Consider the following 25,651-nt stretch of genomic DNA (forward strand, 5'->3'; position numbering starts at 1 on the left):
TTTCATGATTTAAATATACTGAAAATCAAGCTAATATCAAATGTTATTTCAAATCAATGAGTTTTTAGAGGTGCCCTATATATTTGAGAAAAAAATGGCGCCACGGGAAAGTCTGAACGAAGTCGATATAGGAGGGATTATATATTCGAGCGTTCAATGGGATCCGGAAGGCATGAATTTGGCCATTAAGCCTAATTTGGTTGAAGAAACCACTATCAAATTGGAACAAGCTATTTTTAGAAGCATGGAGATAAAATCTCCAAAAGCCTATATTGAAACGACCACATCATACGCTAAAGCGATAAACTATAAAACATATGAAATAGCGTGGTAGGTTGCTAACAGACAAACAACCTCACAACAAGCAGATAAATTCGTTGAGAGCGTCATCCTTAAAATATTAATTTTCTGTAATCTTTACAATATCATGGACATTTTCCACATCAAACTAATTTTCTTTGTCGCATTGGTCATAGGTTCGGTTAAAGCCTATCCATTTCTCTTAAAGAAAGTAAATGAACCCGGAACGTCGGAAACCTCTATATGGGACAAAATATTACTAGGAATAGGAACCTGCACCCTATTCATGGCATTTTTCGGCTTACTTCAAATTGGATATATTTTTGTTGAAGGCCTGCAAACAATTGATAAAGACCCATCGAGTTTATACAATAGATGGTTATGGGGAGATATTTTAATATGGACGTCTATCTACGTTTTCACCTTCGCCACCGTTTTGTGGGTTAAGTCAAAAATAAGCGAATTGATTGTAAAATCATATAACAAGGCCATAACGAGAGCAGCGTCAGATTTTGCCGATCATTTTGCCAAAGAAAACCTACTAAATGATGAGGAAAGAGACAGGACATTTATGGACTTTTTAAAAAGGCACATGCTGGATGAGACACAAACTTACAATAGTCTGAAAGAACTCGATGACTCTAGCTTTATGAGAAAAAACTTGGCAAGCGTTTCTGATCCTAAGTTTTTTGATTAAACGGCCATAAACTCCTGCGCAATACATGTGACCGCTGCGGTGCGAACTTTGGATAAGTGTAGCTTGAGTAACATGAAGACGCCTGATATAACACTAGCAGATGGGTTAGGTCTGTCCTAGTATTTCCCCATATGGTTTCCATCTTTTCCCGTATAAATCGAAAAGAAGCACCGAAATCCCTTGAGAGACGAACGAAAAACCGAAAATCAGGAGAACCCTCTGTCGCGTACCCCATCCACCTCTCTAAGGGCTTAAAATGCATCAAAAACGGATTAATTCTGAGCAAGCAACCAAGCATCTACCAGGTTCGGGTCAAACCTTAACTGGTTGCCCAGTTTGGTAAAGGGCATACCCTCTGCCATCCGTCTGCGCAAAGCCATCTTGCTCGTGCCAAGTCGTTGCTCCATCTCTGCAGTGGTCATCCAATCCCTACGGGGCTTTTCGTCGATTGGCTCCGATGTGGGTGTTTTTCCTATGAATGCCGTCTGTAAAAACTCCAGTTCCGCGTCAATCCACCGGATGGGATTATACTGCTGTTGTTCCTTTCTGATGGCACTAAAGAACAAGTCATATTCCTCCTTGAACGCTTCGTAATGATTCCGGTCAGGGAACCGTCTGATTTGCAAAATGGTTTTCTTGCAGAACTGGAGGTAATACAGCTTCTCGTCCTTTGATTTGAGGAGGTTTGTCAGGTTTTGCAGGAACGCGAAGAGTTCCTGATTCACATATAGCCCTGTCACCTCATTCTTTAAGAGGTTGAGCCTTTTCTTTCCCTTATAAAGATTCCATCGTTTGGTAAAATATTTCATCATGTTATTGACCATTTATTCCATGCCTTGGCTTGCTTTTCTTCGTAGCATGTAAAGGCATGGATAATTATTGAATTGTTGTTAAACTGCTTCCTGATGTGCGTACATGGTATTCAGGTTGTCCATCGATGCAAATATGTCTTCCTGCAATGTCTTAGCATATATCATCGTATCCTGAATATTAGAATGGCCCAACAACATCTGGAGATGTGGAAGGCTCGTTTTAGAATGCAGGAGCGATGTGGCAAAGGTGTGCCTTGCACAATGGAATGATATGTGCTTTTTGATGCCTGCAAGTTTCATCAGGTCTTTCAGTTTGCTGTTAATCGTGGCATTGGCAATATTGGGGAACACATTCTTGTCTTCATTGGGAATGCAGTTTTTCCGGTACCTGTTCACAATTACCTTTGCTTTCGGAAGCACGGGTATTACAATCGACTTTGATGTTTTTTCCATCGTCAATTCAATCCGATCAGGATTGGTTTTGATATTCCTGTACTTCAACCCCACAACATCGCTGAACCTCAGCCCCGTCAGACAACTGAACACAAACATATCCCGTGCATGGTTCAGATTACCGCTATCGGGCGGCAATTCCAACTTGATGACCTTTTCCACTTCCTGTATGGACAGGAACATCCTATTGCCTTTGGCTGGTTTGAATTTGAAGTACTTGTAAGGGTTTTCCTTCATGTACTTTTTGAGCACCGCCTGATTGATCATGGCCCGAAGCACTTTATGCTTGGTGAAACGCCCTCCTGCACTGTTTTTCCGGACAGTGGCCATGTGACGGTCAAATTTCTCAAGGAATGCATAATCAATATCCCCGAACGACAATGTGGGGCTGATAGTCTGGAGGATGCGGTACGTGGTGAGATAGCTTTTGAGGGTATTGTACTTCTTCTCCCCCGCGTACAGCCTAATCTGGCCATTCCAAAAGGTATAGAAATCCGCTTTGTTGGGGGTATCAAAGAATGCCATAGCCAATTTGACGGTGACTTGCTTTCCCATCGCCTCTTGGGAAAGCATATGCGCGTTGAAATCATTGATGCGTTTGTTCAGATACGAGGCCAAGGCGATCCCTTTGCTGGAATTGCTCTTGGCAGTGTTCTCTTTCCTATTCCATTCTGATGACATCACGGATTTTCCACTGGGGATTTTCATCGTTTTTGCCCCAACCCGCAGAAAAAAGTATATCGGGTATGAACCATCTGCTTTCCTCTTATCCATCCGCATTACCGGATATAATCTGTATGTAATTTTCATATTCTTAGTTTTTGTTGCGAAATCTCCAAAAATTTATGCAAAGAATAAAGACCTTTAATACAGGCGCTTGATAACTTACAATAGCTTTGGAAGATTATTTTTATCAGCCACAAAACCCCTTTTAGTCTCTTTTGAGGCGAGTGTTTAATTCAAATGTATCCTCATCGCTTTCCAAAAATTCAATTGGAGTAACTCGGTTTATACTTTCAATTTTATTACGAATACTGAATCTGTCCATATGGTATTTACTAAAAGCAAGCCTACCGCAAACCCTAATTCGTCTACCAGCATAGTGTTCATCACTTGACATCAGGTTTTTGTTGTGTTTATAAGAAATTGTCATAGGTACATCATAATCATAACCATCAACCGCTATGACCAAATTGCACATTTTGGGACTTCCTCCCCAATAGACATGTTTAATTGTCCCTATAAGCGAAACCACTTTGTTTCCTTGAGCGTCTTTTTTCACGTACTCAGGGGCTGAGGTAACATCAACTATCGAACTCTCGAACGTTTTCTGCTCTAGTCGTTGTCTTTTTTTTTCTTGTTGCTGACGCCTGACTTCCTCCTCATCAGCTTCTTCCTTGAATTGCTTTGGTGCAAATCCACAAATAAACCTGAACATATTTTCAAGGGTGTGCTGAGGTTCATTTTCTTCCAGCAAACCAAAGGGTATGGACGGTCGAATATCTGGATGTTTGTGTATCCAACGAACAAATAGTCCAAGTTGCCTCCTTGTCTTTATTTTTTTGAAAATATTAACCCGAAGTTGTATATGTGTGATTATAATACTGGGAAAATCCAAATAGTCGAATGCAGAAAAATCTACAGAGTATTGCTTAGCGAGTTTCTTGCAGTCTTTTTCTGTAAGTGGATGGTGTTTATTAATTAATGGACTATTACTAATAGTCTTATTAATATTAATTTTTTCTATAATAATATTATTAATAATATTAATCTTATTAATGCGTTCCTTTGAATAATCGCTCAATTCCAATCGTCTGACTCCGTCATCTGCTACCATAACCATAAGCCCTCTATCTATGAGAGAGGGGATAGCTATCTCAACCTGCGCTGATTTTACTCCAATTGCTTCCGCCAGTTCATCATCACACAGGTCACATTGCCCTTGAGCACCCCCCTTTGCCAAAACTGACCGCAGAATTGACCGCTCTGTTGCAGAAGCCCCCATCTTGGAAACTTCATCGAAAAAATTTAATTTGTTCATAATTACAATTGTAATACAGGCCAAACACTAATACAACACTTCGAAATGGTGCTAACTTTGTTTGTGCGAGAGTTGTTGGTAACTTACCTGCTATTGTTAACAACTTATTAGCTTTTGTAACAAAGCCAAGGTGAGTTTTACTTTTAAAATTGTGTACCTCGATGACGGAACCGGATGGGGGAGACCTGAATTTCTCCTAAATGGTTTATATTGAAAGTTTGAAGAATACTTGGAATTGTGGTACTTTAGTCAGCAAAACGAAAACTATGTAGGAAAGAATACATACAAAATATAGCGTATTATCATAACGTTGTCGTTCAGAATTACCACAAAACACGACTTAATACAACTTATGACATGGATACGCCCAGAAATGGGCGCAGCCTTGTCTTTTGTATTAAGGGGCTGTGGTAAGCCTTGAACGGCGAAAGATTTAGGTTTGCGCCCTGTTTTATTTTACTAACCGTTCAAAAATTACCACATGCCCAAAACCGTTCGCTACAAAAATCTGGTGGCAAAATTCAAAAACCACAGATTCTCCACACCGGAATTGCTGAACCCACACGAAATTGAAAACTTCAACTTTGATGTTATCAATCCATGGGAACTATGGCAGGGAAACCTTAATGCCGAAATCATGTTGATAGGGCAGGACTTTGCCGATTCAGAATCATTAAAAAATAATCTACAGGAAGACTGGAAGAAAGAAAAAAGCAGCTCAACGAATTTAGCCCTGATAGACTTTTTTAAGATATTAGCCCATCCTATTGCAGAAATCTCGTATGCAGGAACAAGCGAATTGCCCTTGTTCTTTACCAATGCAATATTGGGTATCAAAAAAAGTGACATCCAGCACATGAGCAAGCCTGTAAAGAACATTTGGATACGGGAAAGCAGGGTGTATTTGCAGGAACTTATTGACATCGTTCAGCCCAAGCATATCATTGCGATGGGAAAGACCGCCTACAAGGCTGTTTGCGGCATTTACGGCATCAAACCTGCTGCCAGCATGAGAGAGGTCACGGGAACAAAAATAGGCCTACCTGACGGCAAGAATTTGTTTGTGGTGCAGCATTGTTCTCCATTAGGCAGGGTAGGACGTTCGTTGCAACAGCAAAATGAAGATTGGAAGCAAATCAGCAATTTGATAAAGGCTTCTTAATCATCTCAAACTATGGTATTGTTTTATACATCGTTCACGCTTGGCACAATGAAACCGCGTATTAACCCCAAATAACATGATGAAAATTCAGAACCTTTTCTTAGCCTTTCTATTGGTCGGCTTGATTTCAACGAGTTGCAGCGAAAGCAAATCCAAATCCCGTCAGCAAATTAAAGCAGATGCGAAAGAAATCATTGAAAGCAAATATGCTGAGATGGGCGAAGATTTAAAAGTCATTGATTTTTCCCTCTTCAAAGCATCGGAATACAAATATGAAGGCTTCTTTGTCCTGTCCAACGATGAAGAATACCAAGTCGTCGTTTATTATGATAAGGACGAAGCGGATGACGGCTTTTACGTGCGTTGGAGATTGCAAAACGTGTTTTCAGGGTTTTAAGAAACTATGATTGAACTGGAAGCATTACCACAACATCTTGATACACTATCAGCACGGGATTGGGATAGGCTTTTTAAACTCATACCGGAGATTGAGAGAACGCAAGTTTTTGAAGAGTTCTCCGAAATTGTGTCCAGAACCGTTGGCATCATCAGTGAGTTGAGAATCAATCCGATTTTTGACTGGATGGCTTGGAGAGAGGGGGAGGCTATGGTTAGCAGTAGCGATTATGACTATTCTCAACTTGATACGATCACGCTATGTAAGTTGTTGGCAGCAATCATTAGAGCAGATAGGTTTACTGAGGGCCTTTTGACTACTTCCTTTTCCAACGGCACCGTGTTGAAAATCCTAAAAGCATTAAAAGCCAATGTACATGGTGCAAATTTTACTGATGCGGTTTAGGCATTGGCATAAATCATCAGACTTGCCAATGAGGTTTATTACAAGGCACATTATTTACTTGTCACTCATCATTGGCTTATCGACCGAATCCTTTGGCCAAGAGGCGAAAGAAATTGTTATTTCAAGGGCGCATCGACAAGTACCGGACGGAAAGGTCTGGTTTATTTCAAACCAGCAAGACCACAAAGTGCTATTTTCCGAGGGGGCTTTGCAGTCAGGAACATTTTGCTATGCTTCCCTTTATTCCAATCCAAGACACGTATTCGGAATATCATACCTTGAAAACCTTGAACATAGGAGCAGACGGCCTAAAACCATCGGGTTCACATTCCGGAGTATGGAAGAAACAATTGGAAGTGATGTTTATCTGATAAAACCTCATTTCATCCTGCACCATGAAAATGGGATAGATGACGTTAAAAATAGCCTTTCCTGGGATTTTGAGCTGATGCAAGTTGTCTTTTATCCGGGAACGGTTGTTTTTACAAACGGTTGCATTGCTGAGATTACCGTGGTCGAGCGTGAATTAACAGAGGCCGGTAAATCGGAGTATCAGAAACACCTAAAGCGTTAGCAAAAGATAATTATAAACCACTATTTTTTAATACTTATGAATTTACAAGACGTACTTGTTCTGTTTGGAGTCGCAATGGTTGTATTTCTTATATTCCGTGAAATTATCATGTGGTATTGGAAGATTAACGAAATAGTCTCGAATCAAAGGATGACCAATGAATTATTAGAAGAGCAGAACGACCTGCTGGAGGCCAATAACGAAATTTTGAGTCAATTCGTTGAAGACTTCATGAAGAAGTAGTATTTTTTCACAACGATACCCAAGCGAGGTTGTCTAAAATTATGTATGTATTTGATTTGCGGAGGTATAGACAGAAATCATGTGCTTTTACAAGCAACTTCCCCTATTACTTCCCCTACAAAGGCATTTCTTACAAGGTTGTACGGGGAATTTGACGAAATACAGCGGTTTTAGTAGCCCCCTACGGGCTACTGCTCGGGATTTTATCCCTCAAATTATAGGACTCCTCTATTTCAAGGAGTCCTTTTTCTTTGGCTATTAGTGCATTACGGGCAAATGCCGGTTCTATGTAAGGTGTTCTAAACTTGCCATCAAAATAGGTCAAATCAAGTTTGAACACCCCCTTTATAAGTGCCTGCTTACGGTTCAGGGGCATCTCTTTATAAAGGTTTTTAAGCCCGGTTACTTTCGGCAAAAACTGTATAAGTTTGGTTAGCTCTTTTTCATCATTACTATTTAGGGTCTGTTCTATTTGCTCATTAAGGACTGCCTTGTCCTGTGAATATCGGTTCACCCATTTCTTATACGTTGTTCCGTCAATCTCGTCGTTGATAAGCTTTTCCTCCACCTGCGGAACCCCTACGCTCATGGCCTCTGACGTTCCAGCGCTGTCGCTTCTACGGTGATTGTGATGTCTTGCCGCAATGCCGACCTGCATGGATATGCCTAAGGAGCATGCCATTCCTTCCGATTTTAATAAATAAAACCGCTGAATTACAATATTTTATTCTTACCTTTAAGCCAATTAATAATTCAATTAATTTTTTATTCAAAAGCCATGCAAGAAGGCGTAGTAAAATTTTTCAATGAGACTAAGGGTTTCGGTTTCATCACCCCCAAAGACGGTGGACGAGAGGTATTTGTTCACTCTTCCGGGTTGAAAGACCAGATCCGCGAAAATGATGATGTTTCATTTGAAGTCGAGCAGGGCCAAAAGGGCCTCAACGCAGTAAACGTAAAATTGAATTAATTTCTATTTTTCAGATATTGTATGAAGACCACCAGGGCTAATCCTTGGTGGTTTTTTTTGTTCTTTCCACACCGCGCTTACAGGGTGCAACCAGATCTTAGTTATTTACTATTTACAGTTGATGAAATTGAATGATGTAAATTGCAGTGACTTCTTTTAAAAGTGTTAGCACATGACAACACTCACACCTGGTGAGCACGGGTATTCAGAAGGGATGGCGCAACGGTAGGGTATTATCGGGGTTTCTCCAATTTGTCCGACTTAATTGCCTACATTTACAGCATACTTTCACACGAAAGCAGCACATGAGACAACTGAAAATATCCGAATCGATTACCAACCGCGAAAATCGATCCCTGAACAGCTATTTGCATGATATAAGTAAATATGACATGCTTACCGGCGAGGAAGAAGTTGCGCTGGCCGTCCGGATACGTACGGGAGATACTGCTGCGCTGAACCGGTTGGTCAATGGGAACCTTAGGTTTGTGATTTCGGTGGCCAAGCAATTCCAGCATCAAGGCGTGGTGCTCGAAGATCTGATCAACGAGGGAAACCTTGGGCTGGTCACAGCGGCGAAACGGTTTGACGAGACACGCGGTTTCAAATTTATATCCTATGCCGTCTGGTGGATCAGGCAGAGCATTATGTCGGCCATTTCCGTGCAGTCGCGCACGGTCCGTTTGCCATTAAACCAGATTGCTGATTTGGTCAAAGTGAAGCGGTCGCAATCCGAGCTGGAGCAGCAGTTGGAGCGTGAACCCACCGTGGAGGAGCTGGCCGGGGTGCTTGGCGTTTCGTCTGAGCGATTGGCCCGCATATTGTTAAACGGCAATAAGCAGGTTTCGGTAGATGCTCCCTCCCTTCACTCGCCCGAAATGAGCTTATTGGATTCGTTGCCGGACGGCGGGGTGCCGACGGACCATCGGGCGATGAGCGACTCACTGGAAATCGTTGTCGGAGATGCAATACGCAGGCTCCCCCAACGGGAGCAACTGGTGCTGAAACTATTTTTCGGACTCGGCGGGGCTGAACCGAAAAACCTTGAAGAAATCAGCCGGCAGCTCGGGTTAACCACCGAACGTGTGAGGCAGATCAAAACCAAGGCATTGGCTTGGTTGCAGCATTCTACGGAAGGGAAAAAGCTGATCCACTTCAGGAGTTAATCTTTCCTGCGCTTCTCTGCCTGTTTTTCCTTCTTGCCTGCCCGTTTTTCCTTTAAACTCTTAACGGCGGCCTTTTTGCCGCCTTCTTTCTTTGATCCTTTATCTTTTGTCATGATCGTATAGTTTATTTCTTGTAAGATAAGGTATTTAAATGAAATACCAGATATGTAGCCAAAAATGACTACATTTAGCAACTTCGTATTGATCGACTGGTTCTTCCCCGCTTCCGTACCAATCCAGTCATCACATCCAGGGAACAATTCATGCTAGCGTTTTCGACCGTTAAATAATTACACCCAAGAGACGTGTATAAATTGCCATAAATAAAAGGCAATAAATTAAAGCAATCGCTTGAGTGCGGTTGAAAGCAAACAAACGGTGAAAACCTACACTCATAAATAATTTAATCAGATGAAAATCGCTTTTATAGGCACTTACGCCCCCCGCCAATGCGGTATCGGGTCATTTACGCAGCACCTCTTCCAATCTACCGGCGACGGTTCCGGGACATCAGGCAATTTTGTCGTCGCCATCAATGATCCCGGCAGTACTTACATGTATCCTCCGGAAGTGAAATTTATCATCGACCAGGACGACCATGGCACGTACCTCAAAGCGGCTGAGTTCATTAACCAAAACCAGGTGGATGTATGTGTTGTCCAGCACGAATTTGGAATTTTCGGCGGGCAGAACGGCATATTCATCCTGACGTTGCTGCATAGTCTGGAGGTTCCCGTGATGGCTACGTTCCACACCGTGCTCAATAAGCCATCCTACAATCAGCTGGCGGTGATGAAAGAAATCACCAGGGTTGCCAGCAAATTAATCGTCATGGCCCTCAAGGCAGCGGAGATACTGCGGCAAACGTACGGGGTACCGGCAGAAAAAATCGAACTGGTGCCCCACGGTGTGCCGCCCATCCGGTACGATCGGACGGCAGCCCGGCTGGAGTTGGGGCTGGAGACGAAAAGGGTATTGCTGACATTTGGTTTTCTTGGCCGAAACAAAGGGATCGAAACCGCTATATGCGCTTTGCCGAGGGTCGTAGCGAAATACCCCGACGTCGTGTACGTTGTACTTGGAAAAACACATCCCAATGTGGTCAAGCACGCGGGCGAAGAATACCGGTTGTTTTTGCACCGGTTGGTCAAGAAACTGGGCCTCGAAGACCACGTGGTATTCCTCAACCAGTACGCGTCGGAAGACGATTTGTTCAAATACCTCGCCGCTTCCGACATTTACCTCACACCCTACCTCAATGAGGCGCAGATTACCAGCGGCACCCTGTCCTATGCAGTCGGTGTCGGTTCAGCCGTCGTATCCACTCCCTATTGGCACGCGGCCGAGCTGTTGGCCGAAGGGCGGGGGGAGTTGTTCAACTTCGCCGATGAAGTGCAACTGACCAACTTATTGGTAGATTTACTCGCACACCCCGATAAATTGGAATCTTTACGCAACAAGGCGGGAGAATACGGAAAAACCATCACCTGGCCGAAAACGGGCGCAAGATACCATGAACTTACCAGAGATCTCATGGCCAACGTCCCCAAAGCGATCCTCAAAAAGGATCCGGCATTGGACCGCAGCATACTGCCTCCATTGCGCTTCGACCATATCGAACGGCTCACGGACCGTGTGGGCATATTCCAGCATGCCAATTTCGGGATTCCGAATTACAACGAAGGGTATTGCCTTGATGACAATGCACGGGCACTGCTCATGATGCTGATGGCTTATAGGAGGACCAACAGCGAGCAGGCGCTCAAATATATCGCTGTTTACCTTGGCTACCTGAATTATGCGCAGAACACGGATGGCACCTTCCGGAACTTTATGGGGTTCAATCGGAGTTTCCTCGATGATGTGGGCTCGGAGGACGCCTTTGGAAGGGCTATCTGGGCGCTCGGCTATGCCACAGCCTATTCGCCGATGGATGCCTATTATCAGGTTGTGCAACGGCTGTTCTCCAATGCAGCACCCCATTTTGAACACCTGAAGTCCATCCGGAGCATTGCCAATACGCTTATCGGTCTCTATTATTATTTGAAAGACAATCCGTCAAACGAAGAGATGTCCGAACTAACGCGGAAGCTGGCCCAACGTCTTAATGATGTCTATCAGCTACACCGGACAGACACCTGGCATTGGTATGAATCGCTTTTGGCCTACGACAATGGGCTGCTGCCCATGGCCATGCTGTGTGCCGCAGAGGTGACAAACAATGCGTCGTTCAGGGATGTGGCATTTGAAAGTCTGGAATTCCTGGAATCGCATACGCTTTCCAAAGGACATCTGAGCCTCATCGGCAATGAGAATTGGTACAGGCAAACCGATATTCCCTCGCCGTTCGCACAACAGCCCGTTGATGCCATGGCAATGGTGCTGCTTTACTTCCAGGCCTACAGCTATGCAGGAGATCCCCGTTACCTCAGTCGGCTGTATACGTCATTCATGTGGTTCTTGGGTGAGAATGATCTCCGAGTGAGTATGTATGATTTTGACACCCAAGGTTGCTGCGATGGATTGCAACGCGACGGCGTAAACCGTAACCAGGGTGCAGAAAGCACGCTGGCGTATCTTATTTCGTATCTGGCGCTGCAACATACCTTTGAAAAGCCCTACGGTAGCATCGTATCATGACTGGGCGCGATCAGAAAATAAATACAGGCATTAGTTTGGTGTTTTTCCAACTAAATAACCTACCTTTATGATAATTAATAAGATACAGATACACGTCTCCGGGTTACCACTTTCCTCCTACCGCAGCCAAAGTGGGCTTTAATATTCGATCTCTGCATCCATCGTTTACATTTTAAAGCCCATTATCATGGTCATTTTGTTTTTTTTCATAGGGATATGGTATCTCTCGTTGTTTTCGCAGACCTTTTTCCAGCATCGGTATGCAGCGCATGGCTCATTTACGATGAGCCGGTTCTGGGAACGTTTTTTCTTCGTGTTTTCATATATTACGCAGGGCTCTTCCTACATGAGCCCACGGGCCTACGCCATCATGCACCGCATGCATCACGCGTATACCGATACCGAAAGGGACCCCCATTCGCCTAACTTCTCATCAAATATCTTTGCCATGATGTGGCGTACACGGAACATCTACCTCGACATTGACAGGAGGCGTATGCAGGTGGAGGAGCGATTTACAAAAAACCTACCAAACTGGGAGCGGCTTGATCGGTGGGGCAATGCCCCGCTTTCGAGGGTGCTGTGGGGAGTCGCTTACATTGCCTTTTTTCTGGTGTTTGCCAGCAGCTTGTGGTGGTTCCTGCTGCTTCCCATCGTCATTACCATGGGTGCCTTCCACGGGGCTGTGATCAATTGGTTTGCGCATAAATACGGTTACATCAATTTCAGGCTTAAAAACACTTCACGCAACCTGCTGGTGGTTGACGTACTGATGCTCGGCGAGTCTTATCACAACAACCATCATAAACATCCTTCATCCGCCAACTTCGGCAGGCGCTGGCACGAGATCGATCCGGTATACCCCATTATCCTGTTATTGAAGTGGTTGCGGATCATCAACCTCCCAAGGGTAAACACCTTGGCACCGGAAGCTCGTCCGGACAACGCACTGAAGCCCGTACAATAATGGAAAATGGCACCCTGTTCCAGTTCTTCGAATGGTATTATCCGGCGGATGGTACGCTTTGGAACCACCTGAAGGCAGAAGCCAGTCGGCTCAAAGCCTTGGGTATCGACGCCGTATGGCTACCGCCGGCCGGCAAAGGCATGGACGGACCGTCTTCATCGGGCTATGATTCTTATGACCTCTATGACCTGGGGGAATTTGACCAGAAAGGCTCCATACGGACAAAATACGGAACAAAGGAAGAACTGCTTAGCGCCGTGCATGCCAGCAAGCTAGCCGGGCTTCAGGTGTACTGCGACATCGTGCTGAACCACATGGGGGGCGGAGACGAAAAGGAAACCATCGCGGTAAGGCGGGTAAATCCGCATAGCCGCAACGATTTCTTAGATGGGTCGCATTTCATCGAGGCATATACCAAATTCACGTTCCCAGGCCGGAACGGGCAGCATTCGGCGTTTATCTGGGACTACCAATGTTTCAGCGGACTGGATCACAACGCCCTACCTAGCGAAGCCGCCATTTACTGTATCCAAAACCAATATGGATCAGGTTGGCAGGATGTAGCAGGGCGGGATGACGGCAACGCCGATTACCTGATGCTCACGGATATTGATTTCCGTAACCCAGCTGTGGTCCAAGAGCTTACGGCTTGGGGAAAGTGGTTTTGCAACACCGTCGGTTGCGATGGATTTCGGCTGGATGCCGTGAAACACATCAATCCGGAATTCCTTAACCAATGGCTGGATACCCTTAGGGATGCATTCAAGCGGGAGTTTTTCACCGTCGGCGAATACTGGGCTCCGGAAGATCCCGATGCGCTGTTGCAATTTATTGAAACCACGGGTGGCCGCATGTCGCTGTTCGACGCACCGCTGCAACGCCATTTTTCGGATGCTTCCAAATGTCCTGAAATGGTTGATCTACGGCGGTTGTTTGACGGCACGTTGGTGCTCAATCGCCCGCAGTTGGCCGTCACACTGGTCGAAAACCATGATACCCAACCGCTGCAGGCGTCAGAGAGCACCGTTGAACGTTGGTTCCGGCCAATTGCCTACACGATTATCCTATTGAGGAAAGATGGGTACCCCTGTATATTCTATTCCGATCTTTATGGCAGTGCTTACCGAGACACCGGGGGCGACGGCCATCTGCATGACATTGTCCAGCAGCCCGTGGATGAACTTGCCGTATTGCTGTATGTAAGGAAACAGCTCGCCTACGGTACGCAACATGATTACATTGACAATGCACGGTCTATCGGTTGGACAAGGGAGGGAGAACGCAATCGGTCGGGCTCGTCATGCGCCGTGCTGATTTCAACTGATGCAGCGGTGTCCAAAACGATGTACATTGGCAAGCAACACGCCCGCCGGCGTTATGTGGATTGCCTTGGGCATGTATCTGGCGAAGTGGTTGTTCATTTGGACGGCACAGCAGCATTCCATGTAGCCGGTAAATCAGTGAGTGTTTGGATTCTTGCGGAATAAAAACGCGTTATGGATAGATGGGATATTTTGGTTGAAAAGATTGTCAATGGATTGGCTATATGGTGCATGATCTAAACGAGCGTCCAAGAGGCGGTTGTCCCGAGCAGATCAGCCAGCATGTGGGCTATTGCCCACATGCTGAATAAACACCCTTTCTTATAGAATGACACACAACTTGAGGCAGTAGGCGGCGAATTATCCTTCCAGGATTTTCCTCTTTTCCAGGTATTCTTCTTTGGTTATTTGGCCTGAGGCAAAGCGCTTTTTTAAAAGATCGAGCGGTGTACCTTTCGTCGTTCTTTGGCCAGGAATATCGTAAGGAATGGCAAAAATCCAAAAGAGCAACACAATCCAAATCAACCACCATACGAGGTGCATTCCCCAGAAATAATATTCGTAATTCATCATTTCAATTCTTTAAATGTTATCTTCATCTTCACTAAAATATGTCTCACTGGTCGTCTAATTCCGACCCCAGAACGTCCAAAGTAGTTGCTTACTTCACATTATCCTTAAACAAGGCTGCTATCGATTTTCCAAGCTCGTTTGTATCGTGTTTGAATTCACGTTTAAAGGATTCGGTTTTTTCAGAAACCGTATTGTCAAACGCTTTGATGTCACTTTCAAATGCGACATTCCGCTGATGGAGTTTGTCCTTGAGTACGGTTATTTCATCCTTAACTTTACTATATTCGGCATACAGGCTTTGTTTTTCATTCTTTTTTGCCGTTTCTAATGTCACCTCCATCTTTCTTAAGTCATTTTCCAAACTTGCGATGGAACTATCAGATTCTGCTTTAAACTGCCTCCACGCTACTTCAGCGTCTGCTCTTGCTGCTTCAATTTCATTTATGGTATCTCGCGATGTGCGATCTGCTTCTCCTAAATCTCCGCTGGTCTTTTGTGCGTTTCTGTCGGGTGCCGGGTTGCAACTGAGCATCAACGTTGACATTGCGATAACAACTACGGGCAGCAACCGTTCCCATTTGAGGGCATGCCATACATCCCTTTGTGATTTTTCGTTCGTTTTCATTTCATTTTTCTTTATCCAACGCACAAAGGTCACTATAAAACGAGCCTACTATCGATGATCACCGTCATACCTATGCATGATCCTTCACCGAGTTGCAGGTACTGGCGGTGTCCTTGCCAAAAATGTTGATTGTGCGTTGACCCAGTTGAATTGGTAAGATTGGGCACACATTTATTCAATAATTATTGTCATCTTTATAAGAAGGAAAACATGTCCGCTGCTTGAAGCATTCAAGCAGCGCGTACGGCTACAATTCTTGTAACATGTAACCTTTTGCTGCTTAGCACATTGCTTCAGTTTAGGTTCATCAAAAAAAGTAAATCCGCATGGACACTGACAAGAAAACCATCCTACTTATTGATGATGACCCGGAGACCCGACAATTGATATCGGAAATACTCGAAATGGCCGACTATGTGGTCCATTCAGCAACTGATGGCAAGCAAGGTATCAGCTTGGCAATCGAAAATCCTCCCGACCTCATCCTATGTGACGTGATGATGCCGGTGTTGGATGGTTTGGGTGTGTTGCATATCGTCCGAAAAAACCATGTGCTCCGCCATATCCCATTCATTTTTTTGACGAGCTTGACAGATGAGGCTGAAATGCGGAAGGGCATGGACTTGGGGGCGGATGATTACATCCCGAAACCCACCAACAGCACCGTGTTACTGGGTGCCATTGAAAGCCGGCTTAAGAAGTCTGGGCTATTTCAGCACGACATGCAAAGCAACGTAGGGGCTAAGGGCGCCGGCATTGCTTCAGGCACGGATCATCTGGAGGAACTGAAAAGGGGTAGGGACATCAACCATTATGTAAAGAAGCAGTTGATCTACTCGGAGGGCAACCACCCGTCTAAGCTCTATTATATCACCAAAGGTCGCGTAAAAGCTTCAAAGCGGGGTGCTGATGGCCGGGAACTTATTGTACAGCTCTATCGCCAAGGGGATTTTCTGGGGTACAAGGCCGTATTTGAAAACGGCATCTATCATGAAACAGCAGAGGCATTGGAGGACACTTTCCTAACCATTATCCCTATCTCCGAATTCAACGACCTCCTGTGGCGGCATCCTGAAGTCATGAAAAACTTCCTGAAAATACTCGCAAAACAAATTCACTACAGCGAGGAGCGGCTGGTAAGTATGGCGTATCACTCGTTAAGGAAAAAGGTAGCGGACACCTTATTGGCAGTATGCAAAATGTATGACATTGATCGGTCAGATTCCTTTCGTATCGACATGTCACGCGAAACCTTGGCTTCCATGGCCGGGGTGGCAAAAGAGTCATTGATACGGACACTCAGCGACTTTAGGTCGCAGGGATTGGTCAGGATAGACGGAGGCGAAATTTATATCCTGGATTATTCCGGCCTGGAGCATTTGTACAATTAACTGGTCGCCCTTTCACGCGCATCGCGGTTACCCACCAACTTGACACCCAACATCGGCATTCTTAGAAGACGAAGATCATGTTGCGCGCTGATCACGGTCATCAATACCGACCGGATTATACCCTACCTTTACTTACCGATAGATCAAGAATCACGGATTGCAAGGAGGAGAAGACACATGGATAACACCGAATTCGACACCCGACTAGTAGGCGAAATCAATTCGCTTAACCGGTATGCCCGCCGATATGTGCCCGATGACGAAAGTGCACGTGACCTCGTGCAGGAAACATTGAACAAAGCGATTAGGCATCGGGGAAAATTCAAGGTGGGGACCAATCTAAAGGCATGGCTCTATGCAATCCTTAAAAACACCTTCATCAACGATTACCGTAAGGTCAGAAGAACTTATGCGATATTCCGCGACGATGGTGACGAAACAGCATACAAAGGCACTTCTTTCCATGCACAAAACAATGGATCCGAAAGCAAGTTTATGATGGAGGATATAAGCCATGCCCTGAATAAACTTCCTGAAAATCATTACACGCCTTTCATTATGCATTTCGAAGGATTCAAATACCTAGAAATAGCTGAACATTTAAAAATACCTATTGGCACGGTTAAGACCCGAATCCACGGAGCAAGGATATTGCTTCGGAAACTGCTAAACTGCTATGCGCCATAGGCTGCCACCAAGGGATGATTCGCCGGCAAATTGCTCTTATTGGCCCATAAACACAGAAAAAGATGAACATGAAAAAATTGGATATCGTACGCTTCCCCCCCAAGGGTGAAAACAGCTTCTACGATACCGTGGTATCCGGGGTAAAGGGCTATTTTAAAACCAATGCAATTTCGCCCTATGCCAATACCACGATGTGGGTCAAAACATTTGTGATGCTCCTGTTATATGTTGTGCCCTACGTGCTGATGGTCTCGGGCGTTGCAGGAAATAGCGTCTGGCTGTTTTGGGGATTTTGGTTCCTGATGGGACTGGGCATGGTTGGCATAGGTACATCGGTGATGCACGATGCCAACCATGGCACCTATTCGCCGAATAAAAAAGTAAACAGCACCATCGGATCCGTTCTAGAGATCATTGGCGGGTATTCAGTCACCTGGAAAATCCAGCACAACCTGCTACACCATACCTATACCAATATTGCGGGCCTTGATGACGACCTTAACAGTGTCGTTTTCCTGCGTTTCTCGCCGCGGCAGCCGTACTACTGGTTTCACCGCTACCAATATTGGTATGCCTGGTTTTTTTACATGATCATGACCCTGTATTGGATGACCGCAAAAGACTACCTCAAGGCTATCCGGTACAAAAAACATGGCCTGCTGACGAAATACAAGGTTTCGCTAAACGGAGCCCTTTTACGCATCACGCTATATAAACTATTTTATTATGGTTACGTCTTAGTATTGCCCCTTTTATTTTCGGGTATGCCCTGGTATACGGTATTGGCGGGCTTTGTGATAATGCACTTTACGGCCGGGCTTCTCCTCGCCTGCATCTTCCAGCCTTCCCATATCATGGAAGAATCGGCATTCGCCATGCCTGTAACGACGGCCGACTCCCGTCAGATGGCTGACTCCTGGGCCATACACGAGGTAGGCAACACCACCAATTTCGCGCCCAAGAACCGTTTCCTTACCTGGTTTATCGGAGGCCTCAATTACCAAATCGAACACCATCTGTTTACCTGGGTGTGCCATGTGCATTATCCGAAGATTGCCCCTATCGTCAGGTCCGCGGCTGCCGCCTTTGGCCTGCCCTATCACGAACAGCCCACGTTCCTGAAAGCATTGATCCAACATGCGAAAATGCTGAAAAAACTGGGTCGGAGGGATTTCCAACCCGCATAGTGCCCATCAGGATTGGTGTCTCTTCAGTATATTGACAATATCTGCTGTGTTTTTATTCAGGCGCATTCCCATGCGCATGATCAGTTCCTTTTCCTTGCCGTCTTCAAACCTCAAGTCCAATGTTGTCAGTTGGAACCTGTCACATGGGCAAACAAAAAAGAAGCTGTCCCGCCATTAACTGGGACAGCTTTTTCTGCAATAAGCACTAGACCTGTCCGGATTTTACTCGCTTGCGGCCTGTTTGTTGACAAAGTTTTCAGCAATCGCTGTCAGTGCCATATCCGTTGCCTTCTCGTTGTCCAAGGTATCCTGCAACAACTGTTCCACGTCGGAATGCCCCATGACATGGGCAAATGTCCGTAAACTACCATAAGTCGCGATCTCGTAGTGTTCCACTTTCTGGGCAGCGATGATGAGTGCTGCATCACGTACAAGCGTACCCTTATCCGTGTCGTCAATGATACTCTCCGCCTCTTCCAGCAAACCCGCCATGGCCTCGCATTTTTTAGCGGCCGCCCGTTCATCGAGCAGTCCAAATACCTGCTCCAATGCCGTGATATGGGTTTCTGTTTCGCCGGTATGCTTTTCAAATGCCGCTACCAATTCCTTGCTCGTGGCCGCTTTCTTCATTTTGGGCAAGGCTTTCATCAGGTGCTTTTCGGCCCAGTAAATGTCTTTGAGTTCATCCACAAAAAACTTATGAAAATCAGAGTCTTCCATCTTGCCCGTCTTTCCAGTAGGTTTAGCTGATTTGCGGGCAGCCTCTAGGGTGCCCGTTGCTTTTCCATTCGTTTGCATGTTCTTTTATTTTAATCATCTTTATTAATGATCGTACATTTAAATAACTGTCCGCAACGCCATTTGTTTACCGCCAGTCAATATATATTTTTCATCATCGTTGGCACGATGCCACCAGCAGCAGATTACCCTAACAGACCTATCCATTGGGTCTTGGTTGTCGAAATAAAATTTTGATTTCCAGTTAATTTACACTATTTTTACATAAAGGGAAGCACAAAAAGGCAACTATCTCCACACTTCCCGTTTGGTTATTCTTGAAAGTCATCCAAATGAAAGGCCTCGCTGTAGAACTAGCGGCCATGACTCACCTCGACAACGCGAACACGCCCCACTTTTGATTCACGAAATAGGTTGCTTTATTGCACCCTGATCACCAATGAATATGGCAACAACAATCCCCGATTACATCATTGCCATTGGCGCGTCCGCCGGTGGACTGGAGGAAATCAATACATTCTTCGACCATACGCCCCTTGACGGGGTTGCGTATGTCATCGTCCAGCATTTATCCGCAAACTTCAAAAGCCGCATGGTCGAAGTGCTGTCGAAGCACAGCAAGCTGGCCGTCATGGAAGCCGAAAATGGAATGATGGTAAAAACCAATGAGGTATACCTCATTCCCAACAACAAGTTCATGACCATCCGTGGTGGACGTTTGTATTTGGAGGGCAAAGAAGATATCGCCGGGCCGCACCTCACCATCGATACGTTCTTCGGCTCCCTCGGGGCGGATATTGGCCCCAGGGCAATCGGTGTCGTCCTGTCGGGGTTGGGTTCTGATGGCACCCAAGGCAGTATGACCATCAAGAAATCCGGGGGGATGGTCCTCGCCCGCAATCCGGAAAACTCCAAATTCGGCAGCATGCCTTCCAATGTAATTGCCACCGGGTTGGTCGATCAGGTACTGGATCCCGAAAAAATGCCGAAAGCCATCGAGCAATACGTAACACATCAGCTCAGCAAAAAAACAGACCATCAGGCGAATGAAAAACATCTCATCGACATCGCCGACCTAATCAAGGAACACTCCTCGCTGGATTTTACTGATTACAAAAGGACCACACTCATGAGGCGGGCACTGAGGAGGGCCGCGCAGAACAACTTCGAGTCCCTGGAAAACTATGTGGAATTCCTGCGGAAAACACCGCAAGAGGTGGAAATCCTGGCCAAGGATTTCCTGATCAGCGTGACCTCGTTTTTCCGGAACATGGAGGCATTTGCTTTCATAAAAAGCCAGGTATTGCCCGATATCCTGGAACGGCTGCCACCAGGGGAACCGTTGAAAATGTGGGTAGCGGGTTGCGCTACCGGCGAGGAAGCCTATTCCCTGGCCGTATTGATCGCTGAGCAAGATACATGGGATCCCGAGCGAAACCCCGTGAAAATTTTTGCCACGGATATTGACGAAGAGGCATTGCTGCGCGCCGGGAATGGCGAATATCCCCAGGATATCGAAAAAGATGTGTCCGCGGACCGATTGGAAAAATTTTTTATAAAAAAAGACGACCATTACAGGGTCTCTCCAGCGATACGGAAGATGGTCATCTTCGCGAAGCACGATCTGAGCAAAAATCCACCCTACTGCAACATGGATTTCATCAGTTGCCGTAACCTCTTGATCTACATGAACCCATCCTTGCAGGAAAGGGTGTTCAACATGTTCCTATTTGGCCTTAAAATGCAGGGTTATCTATTTTTGGGCGCCAGCGAAACCCCGTCCCCATTAGCTCTTCCTTGGAGGAGACACATAAAAAATGGCGGATATACAGAAACCTCAAGGCCCGGAAATCAGTATCCCTTGACATGCTTGTTTTGCCCGAAATGCCCGGGCAACAACGGACAAATGGTCTGGTCAGGGAAGAAAACCCCATCAATTCCAACCAAGGCCTGCTTGAGCTCATGCACCACGAATTGGCGTCCCAAATGGACTACCTCGTTGTCTGCCTCGATGACGAACATCGGGTGCTGAAATCCTATGGCGATTCGTCCAAATTCCTGCACCAGGAGAATTTCAACTCGGATATCCTCACGCTCATGCCAAAACCACTTGCATTGGCATTCGGCACGTTGCATGCACGTGTCATGCAAACCAACCAGCGAGCTTCCGTAGACGGCATCGTCATCCATCATGGGGATGCACCGACGACCGTGAGCCTGTCCATCAGTCCGCTTACCCGTATTCTAGACAAGCAACGGTTTGTGGTGGCTACGTTCTGTGAAGACCGATCCAATGCATCCCTCCCTGGTAAGCGTCCGGTATTTGATGAGAAAGCGTATTACGACCAATACCTGCTGGACCTTGAAGCGCAGCTGAAAGAAGCCAAAGAAAAGCTCAAAACTGTCTACGAATTGTTGGATACCTCCAATGAAAACCTGCAATCATACAATGAAGAGCTGATTTCGGCCAACGAGGAAATGCAGAGCACCAATGAGGAAATGCAATCGGTAAACGAAGAACTCCATACCATCAATTCGGATTACGAACTGAAGAACAGGGAATTGCTCGAACTCAATGATGACCTGAATAATTATTTCCGTAGCAACATCGCTGGCCAGCTATTCGTAAATAGGGATTTATTGTTGATGAAATTTTCACCCGGTGCCATCGACCAAATGAATTTACGTGAAACCGACATTGGCCGGCCACTCCACCATATTTCAAATAACATCAAATTTGATACGATCATAGGTGATATCAAAGCGGTGATTGCCAAGGGAAACGTGTTGACCAAGGAAGTCGAAACAGCAGACAGCAAATGGTACCAAGTGATGACGATGCCGTATTTGCAGACACACAACCAGATTGCTGGGGCCATCGTTACATTCAACGACATCACCGAATTGAAAATACTGCAGCTGGAGCTGGATGAAAGGAATGAGCGTCTACAGCGCATCAATGCAGACCTGGAAAACTTCGTGCATATCGCTTCGCATGACCTCTTAGGTCCGTTGGGAAATGTCGAACTGGGCATCACCATCATGAATCAAAAAATCACCGATCCGGCACTGAGCGACTATCTGGAGGTTATCAACCGATCCATAAAAAAATTCAGTTCGCTTATCAAGGATATCGGTTATGTCGCTAAAATTGAAAGTGAACCCATCACTGCCGAACATGTCGAATTGGATGAGATCATCGATCATATCGAATGGAGCTTGGAAAATAAAATCAAGCCATCAGGGGCGGTCATCCTACGGGATTTTGAAGTCAGCCGTTTCTTTTTCTCAAAAAACAACCTAAGGAGTGTGTTGTACAACCTGATTTCGAATGCGATCAAATTCAGAAGTGCGCAAGCCCCCATCATCCGGATCAATACACGTAAGGACGCCGAATACATGGTGTTGACAGTTTCCGACAACGGAATCGGGATAGCAAAGACGAATACCGAAAAAATCTTCGACGTCCACGGGAGAGTCAACCAGGAGATCGAAGGTAACGGCATTGGCCTCTACCTGACCAAACGGATCGTAACGGCGGCAAGAGGGAAAATCACGGTAGATAGCGAGCAGGGAAAAGGGAGCACATTTACATTATACCTTAAAGCTTCGGATCAACAGGATTAAACTATGGGAAAGAAAATATTGATTGTGGATGACGATACTGAGCTACAATTTCTGCTCGTCCAAATCCTGGGGGACGCCGGTTATGAAACCTGTAATCTCCTTCATGGCGAATCGGTGCTTGAAACCACCACCCAATTTGCCCCCGATCTGATTTTGCTTGATGTGAAGATAGGGAATATGGACGGCCTTAGCCTCTGCAAGCACATCAAACAAACCCCTGGCATGGAGGCAATCCCGATTATACTGGTATCTGCAGCTGATGGCCTTTATGTGTCGTTGGACCAAGAGGGAGGCCCCGATGACATCATCCTGAAACCTTTCGACCTTGATAATTTTTTGAAAAAGATCGCGTTTTTCTTAACGTGAAACCTTACCAGAAACCGTAGCGGGTTATCGCATGAAACCGCTTCCTCGGTGAGGTGGTCCCTAAAGATGCGACTGAAGAAAGGATGTACGTGGTGCACAACAATTAAAATAAAATATCCTGTTGTTGATAAGCGAAAAGTTCAGGGATAAGCGTAGCCTTAGTAATCTTTGCAAGGTTGAGGATGGGATGTAGGTTCGACCTTCAACTTTTCCGTGGTAACGGGAGACCTCGCCGTCGGGCAAATAACTCTTGCTAAAAAAATCTGGAGAAGTTTTATCCAATGGAGACATAAACAGGGGAGAAATCAAAAGACTAGAAAGAACTTACCTCGCTCCCAATGGCTTTGGATTATGCTTTATTTCACTTTTACTGAATTACTGAATCGTTACTCAGAAAAGAACCCCGAAAAGAACCCCCGATTTCCAAAAAACAGCCTTTATGTCACGTTAAAGCCATATTTTCAATCCCCCTACGGGCTACTAAAAAAGCATCAGTCACACATGATTGATGCTTTTTTTATGTAGTAGGGCTAGAAATAGGGCGAATTAATTTGAAGTGGCTTCCCCTTCTTCCAGGTGCGGGGCGGCCCTTTTCACATACGCCAGTTTAAAGGGCGCTAGGCAGGACAAAGCAATCATTGGCTCGCTTCCACTAGACATATCGATCGTTTTGGTTCAATGGCCCAAATGGTTCTATCTCTTTCATTTGCCGCTTGGATTTACGAATCTATTATTTTTTTCCGTTTACCCAGCGATGCAGTCCAGGTTACACGTCTTCTTCTATGCGGAGGCTGTTTACATATATGCTACAGGCAAACACTTCCACGCTATCCGAACCTTATTCTGTTATTATAGGCAGACACCTATTCCGCATACCTACTTGTTTAATTGGTGGTGTGCAGATTGTTTCACCTTGTCCCTGTTTGATGCCCCCACCCAAGCGCTGGTTTCCCGCGGCCCATCACGTGTTATCCCGGTGGTTTTAATTACCCATCCCGTCCTTTGGTTTTCTTTCGATGCCATATGCACTAACTGACGCCGCGCTTGCGCTCCCTTTTATGTTCGAGCGGGACAATTTCCCCGCAGAAACATATCGTTGATACCTGTTCCCGTATCCTTTCAATGCCGTTACAACGCTCTACGCCCGTGGAAACAGCAAACGCCCGCTATCCTGTTTATGGTTGGTTTGTGCCGGTACCTGGAAACACGGCACTAGTCAGTTGATGGATGTGCAAACCGTTTAGTTTCCCGGCTCAATCGTTTCCCGCCTTTCGTCAACATCTTATTTATCGCGCATAATCCTATGTTTTTGATGCAAAACCCGTTGGTTCCTCTTCCCAACTGTTCGCTCCGTATACATGATAGCCCGTCGCCGCGTAGCAACATGATCCTTCTTATACGCATCGACACCTATTCCTGTGTAGATAAAACAAAAACGCGGTGGAATGAAATGAATCCACCGCGTCCGCATGCACTTCCGGCGGCCAGCTATCTGCCCCGTGCATTTTTGTTTATGCTGCACGCATCGTTGCATTTACTTAAATGGCCAAAAAACAGGCCCCGAATATTACGGGGCCTGCCAACGGTATCATCCATTTGTTCATCGGATCGCTGCTTATTCTACCCAAACTTTACGCATGGCCACGGGGCTCCAGCTACTCGTTCCACGCTTGTTATGCGAACGCACACGGAAGTAATACGTGACACCGTCTTCTACGGGCGCATAGAAGTTGCTGCGCGAATCGGATATCAACGGTAACGATTCCCACGTTGGCTCACCGTCGTCGCCCAGTTCTGACGCGATCTGCATCTCGTACTGGTACGCGTCGCGGATGGCCTCAAACTCCAGCAGGATCTCTGCCGGCCGGTTGGATGGGCGGATGCGTGTCCACGACGATGCGCGGGGCGGCTGCAACCCTTTCGGGTCGGCAACGGGGATAAATCCCGAGCTCAGCTGCAACGAACTTACATTCGTGAAGTTATTGATGTAGCCGGCCACGGCACGCATGGATTTCAATAATGCGTTACGGGCTTCGTCTTTCTCTTCCTTCTGCTGTCCGCTGGCGCGGCCGTTAGCCGTGATGGCCTGCTTGGCGATATAGTCGAGCGCTACCGGCTCGTAATCGGCAAACGCCGGAACCATGTCGGGGAAGTTGGTGTTCGTGCGCAGGGCGTCCGCCGTGCGCGTGGCCAATGATGCGAGGTCCGAATCGCTCATGCCGCTATAGTTGGTTACTAATTTTGGTGTTCTCATTTTTTCTTTTTTTGTTATTTGCTTTTTTGCTATTTGCTTTCCGCTTTTTGCGGT

General features: G+C 45.8%; 25 protein-coding genes. 17 read left to right on the forward strand and 8 right to left on the reverse strand.

Features of this window, described 5'->3' with window-relative positions; all coding sequences use genetic code 11:
- The first annotated feature begins 40 nt into the window (after positions 1–40).
- On the forward strand, positions 41–334 hold the full coding sequence (locus ACEVG1_RS18360) for a hypothetical protein (protein ID WP_374745188.1): 294 nt from the start codon (positions 41–43) through the stop codon (positions 332–334).
- Between the two features lie 93 nt (positions 335–427).
- A complete protein-coding gene (locus ACEVG1_RS18365; protein ID WP_374745189.1) occupies positions 428–997 on the forward strand; it encodes a hypothetical protein in 570 nt (189 codons plus the stop codon).
- Between the two features lie 272 nt (positions 998–1,269).
- On the opposite strand, the gene ACEVG1_RS18370 is transcribed toward ACEVG1_RS18365, so the two are convergent.
- From ACEVG1_RS18370 to ACEVG1_RS18380, 3 genes are all read right to left on the reverse strand, one after another.
- Complete coding sequence (locus tag ACEVG1_RS18370) at positions 1,270–1,809, reverse strand: hypothetical protein (protein WP_374745190.1); 540 nt, start codon at positions 1,807–1,809, stop codon at positions 1,270–1,272.
- Positions 1,810–1,887: 78 nt separating this feature from the next.
- Complete coding sequence (locus ACEVG1_RS18375; protein ID WP_374745191.1) at positions 1,888–3,036, reverse strand: tyrosine-type recombinase/integrase; 1,149 nt, start codon at positions 3,034–3,036, stop codon at positions 1,888–1,890.
- A gap of 157 nt (positions 3,037–3,193) precedes the next feature.
- Positions 3,194–4,303, reverse strand: coding sequence for a hypothetical protein (locus ACEVG1_RS18380; RefSeq protein ID WP_374745192.1), 1,110 nt, complete (start codon positions 4,301–4,303; stop codon positions 3,194–3,196).
- 481 nt (positions 4,304–4,784) lie between these two features.
- Here ACEVG1_RS18380 and ACEVG1_RS18385 point away from each other — a divergent pair, with 481 nt between their 5' ends.
- The 4 genes from ACEVG1_RS18385 to ACEVG1_RS18400 all read left to right on the forward strand — a co-directional run bounded on the left by ACEVG1_RS18385 (position 4,785) and on the right by ACEVG1_RS18400 (position 6,841).
- The gene (locus ACEVG1_RS18385) at positions 4,785–5,465 is read left to right on the forward strand and encodes a uracil-DNA glycosylase family protein (RefSeq protein WP_374745193.1); all 681 of its coding nucleotides are present in this window, start codon (positions 4,785–4,787) and stop codon (positions 5,463–5,465) included.
- Positions 5,466–5,541: 76 nt separating this feature from the next.
- Complete coding sequence (locus ACEVG1_RS18390; RefSeq protein ID WP_374745194.1) at positions 5,542–5,862, forward strand: hypothetical protein; 321 nt, start codon at positions 5,542–5,544, stop codon at positions 5,860–5,862.
- 6 nt (positions 5,863–5,868) lie between these two features.
- Positions 5,869–6,267, forward strand: a complete 399-nt coding sequence (locus tag ACEVG1_RS18395) for a DUF6508 domain-containing protein (RefSeq protein ID WP_374745195.1) — start codon at positions 5,869–5,871, stop codon at positions 6,265–6,267.
- A complete protein-coding gene (locus ACEVG1_RS18400; protein ID WP_374745196.1) occupies positions 6,239–6,841 on the forward strand; it encodes a hypothetical protein in 603 nt (200 codons plus the stop codon). The genes ACEVG1_RS18395 and ACEVG1_RS18400 overlap by 29 nt, the downstream gene beginning before the upstream one ends.
- A gap of 424 nt (positions 6,842–7,265) precedes the next feature.
- Here the strand turns inward: ACEVG1_RS18400 and ACEVG1_RS18405 are convergent, their stop codons facing one another.
- Positions 7,266–7,766 carry a hypothetical protein gene (locus ACEVG1_RS18405; RefSeq protein ID WP_374745197.1) on the reverse strand — a complete coding sequence of 167 codons (501 nt, stop codon included), beginning with the start codon at positions 7,764–7,766 and terminating at the stop codon, positions 7,266–7,268.
- Between the two features lie 96 nt (positions 7,767–7,862).
- On the opposite strand from ACEVG1_RS18405, the gene ACEVG1_RS18410 reads away from it, so the two are divergent.
- The 5 genes from ACEVG1_RS18410 to ACEVG1_RS18430 all read left to right on the forward strand — a co-directional run bounded on the left by ACEVG1_RS18410 (position 7,863) and on the right by ACEVG1_RS18430 (position 14,314).
- On the forward strand, positions 7,863–8,054 hold the full coding sequence (locus ACEVG1_RS18410; RefSeq protein WP_188505341.1) for a cold-shock protein: 192 nt from the start codon (positions 7,863–7,865) through the stop codon (positions 8,052–8,054).
- Between the two features lie 305 nt (positions 8,055–8,359).
- Positions 8,360–9,220 (forward strand): RNA polymerase sigma factor RpoD/SigA, encoded by an 861-nt coding sequence (locus tag ACEVG1_RS18415; protein ID WP_374745198.1) that lies wholly within the window; start codon positions 8,360–8,362, stop codon positions 9,218–9,220.
- Between the two features lie 411 nt (positions 9,221–9,631).
- Positions 9,632–11,860, forward strand: coding sequence for a glycosyltransferase (locus ACEVG1_RS18420; RefSeq protein ID WP_374745199.1), 2,229 nt, complete (start codon positions 9,632–9,634; stop codon positions 11,858–11,860).
- 187 nt (positions 11,861–12,047) lie between these two features.
- Complete coding sequence (locus ACEVG1_RS18425) at positions 12,048–12,827, forward strand: acyl-CoA desaturase (RefSeq protein ID WP_374745200.1); 780 nt, start codon at positions 12,048–12,050, stop codon at positions 12,825–12,827.
- Positions 12,827–14,314, forward strand: coding sequence for an alpha-amylase (locus ACEVG1_RS18430; protein WP_374745201.1), 1,488 nt, complete (start codon positions 12,827–12,829; stop codon positions 14,312–14,314). The genes ACEVG1_RS18425 and ACEVG1_RS18430 overlap by 1 nt, the downstream gene beginning before the upstream one ends.
- A gap of 195 nt (positions 14,315–14,509) precedes the next feature.
- Here ACEVG1_RS18430 and ACEVG1_RS18435 read toward each other — a convergent pair whose 3' ends face one another.
- Together ACEVG1_RS18435 and ACEVG1_RS18440 are read right to left on the reverse strand one after the other, a co-directional pair.
- On the reverse strand, positions 14,510–14,722 hold the full coding sequence (locus ACEVG1_RS18435; RefSeq protein ID WP_188748947.1) for an SHOCT domain-containing protein: 213 nt from the start codon (positions 14,720–14,722) through the stop codon (positions 14,510–14,512).
- 88 nt (positions 14,723–14,810) lie between these two features.
- A complete protein-coding gene (locus ACEVG1_RS18440) occupies positions 14,811–15,347 on the reverse strand; it encodes a hypothetical protein (protein WP_374745202.1) in 537 nt (178 codons plus the stop codon).
- Between the two features lie 326 nt (positions 15,348–15,673).
- On the opposite strand from ACEVG1_RS18440, the gene ACEVG1_RS18445 reads away from it, so the two are divergent.
- The 3 genes from ACEVG1_RS18445 to ACEVG1_RS18455 all read left to right on the forward strand — a co-directional run bounded on the left by ACEVG1_RS18445 (position 15,674) and on the right by ACEVG1_RS18455 (position 18,612).
- Complete coding sequence (locus ACEVG1_RS18445) at positions 15,674–16,738, forward strand: response regulator (RefSeq protein ID WP_374745203.1); 1,065 nt, start codon at positions 15,674–15,676, stop codon at positions 16,736–16,738.
- Between the two features lie 177 nt (positions 16,739–16,915).
- Positions 16,916–17,425: an RNA polymerase sigma factor gene (locus ACEVG1_RS18450; protein ID WP_188748953.1), complete on the forward strand. Its 510-nt coding sequence runs from the start codon at positions 16,916–16,918 to the stop codon at positions 17,423–17,425.
- A gap of 62 nt (positions 17,426–17,487) precedes the next feature.
- Positions 17,488–18,612, forward strand: coding sequence for a fatty acid desaturase (locus ACEVG1_RS18455; protein WP_374745204.1), 1,125 nt, complete (start codon positions 17,488–17,490; stop codon positions 18,610–18,612).
- Positions 18,613–18,834: 222 nt separating this feature from the next.
- Here the strand turns inward: ACEVG1_RS18455 and ACEVG1_RS18460 are convergent, their stop codons facing one another.
- Complete coding sequence (locus tag ACEVG1_RS18460) at positions 18,835–19,410, reverse strand: ferritin-like domain-containing protein (RefSeq protein WP_188748960.1); 576 nt, start codon at positions 19,408–19,410, stop codon at positions 18,835–18,837.
- Positions 19,411–19,795: 385 nt separating this feature from the next.
- Here ACEVG1_RS18460 and ACEVG1_RS18465 point away from each other — a divergent pair, with 385 nt between their 5' ends.
- The 3 genes from ACEVG1_RS18465 (at position 19,796) to ACEVG1_RS18475 (ending at position 23,343) form a co-directional block, all read left to right on the forward strand.
- Positions 19,796–21,382, forward strand: coding sequence for a chemotaxis protein CheB (locus ACEVG1_RS18465; RefSeq protein WP_374745205.1), 1,587 nt, complete (start codon positions 19,796–19,798; stop codon positions 21,380–21,382).
- 467 nt (positions 21,383–21,849) lie between these two features.
- On the forward strand, positions 21,850–22,977 hold the full coding sequence (locus tag ACEVG1_RS18470) for an ATP-binding protein (protein WP_374745239.1): 1,128 nt from the start codon (positions 21,850–21,852) through the stop codon (positions 22,975–22,977).
- A gap of 3 nt (positions 22,978–22,980) precedes the next feature.
- Positions 22,981–23,343, forward strand: a complete 363-nt coding sequence (locus tag ACEVG1_RS18475; protein WP_374745206.1) for a PleD family two-component system response regulator — start codon at positions 22,981–22,983, stop codon at positions 23,341–23,343.
- Between the two features lie 1,615 nt (positions 23,344–24,958).
- Here the strand turns inward: ACEVG1_RS18475 and ACEVG1_RS18480 are convergent.
- Complete coding sequence (locus ACEVG1_RS18480; RefSeq protein WP_374745207.1) at positions 24,959–25,597, reverse strand: hypothetical protein; 639 nt, start codon at positions 25,595–25,597, stop codon at positions 24,959–24,961.
- Positions 25,598–25,651 lie beyond the last annotated feature (54 nt).

It is taken from the genome of Parapedobacter sp. 2B3, assembly GCF_041925275.1.
In the GTDB taxonomy this organism is placed as follows: domain Bacteria; phylum Bacteroidota; class Bacteroidia; order Sphingobacteriales; family Sphingobacteriaceae; genus Parapedobacter; species Parapedobacter pyrenivorans_A.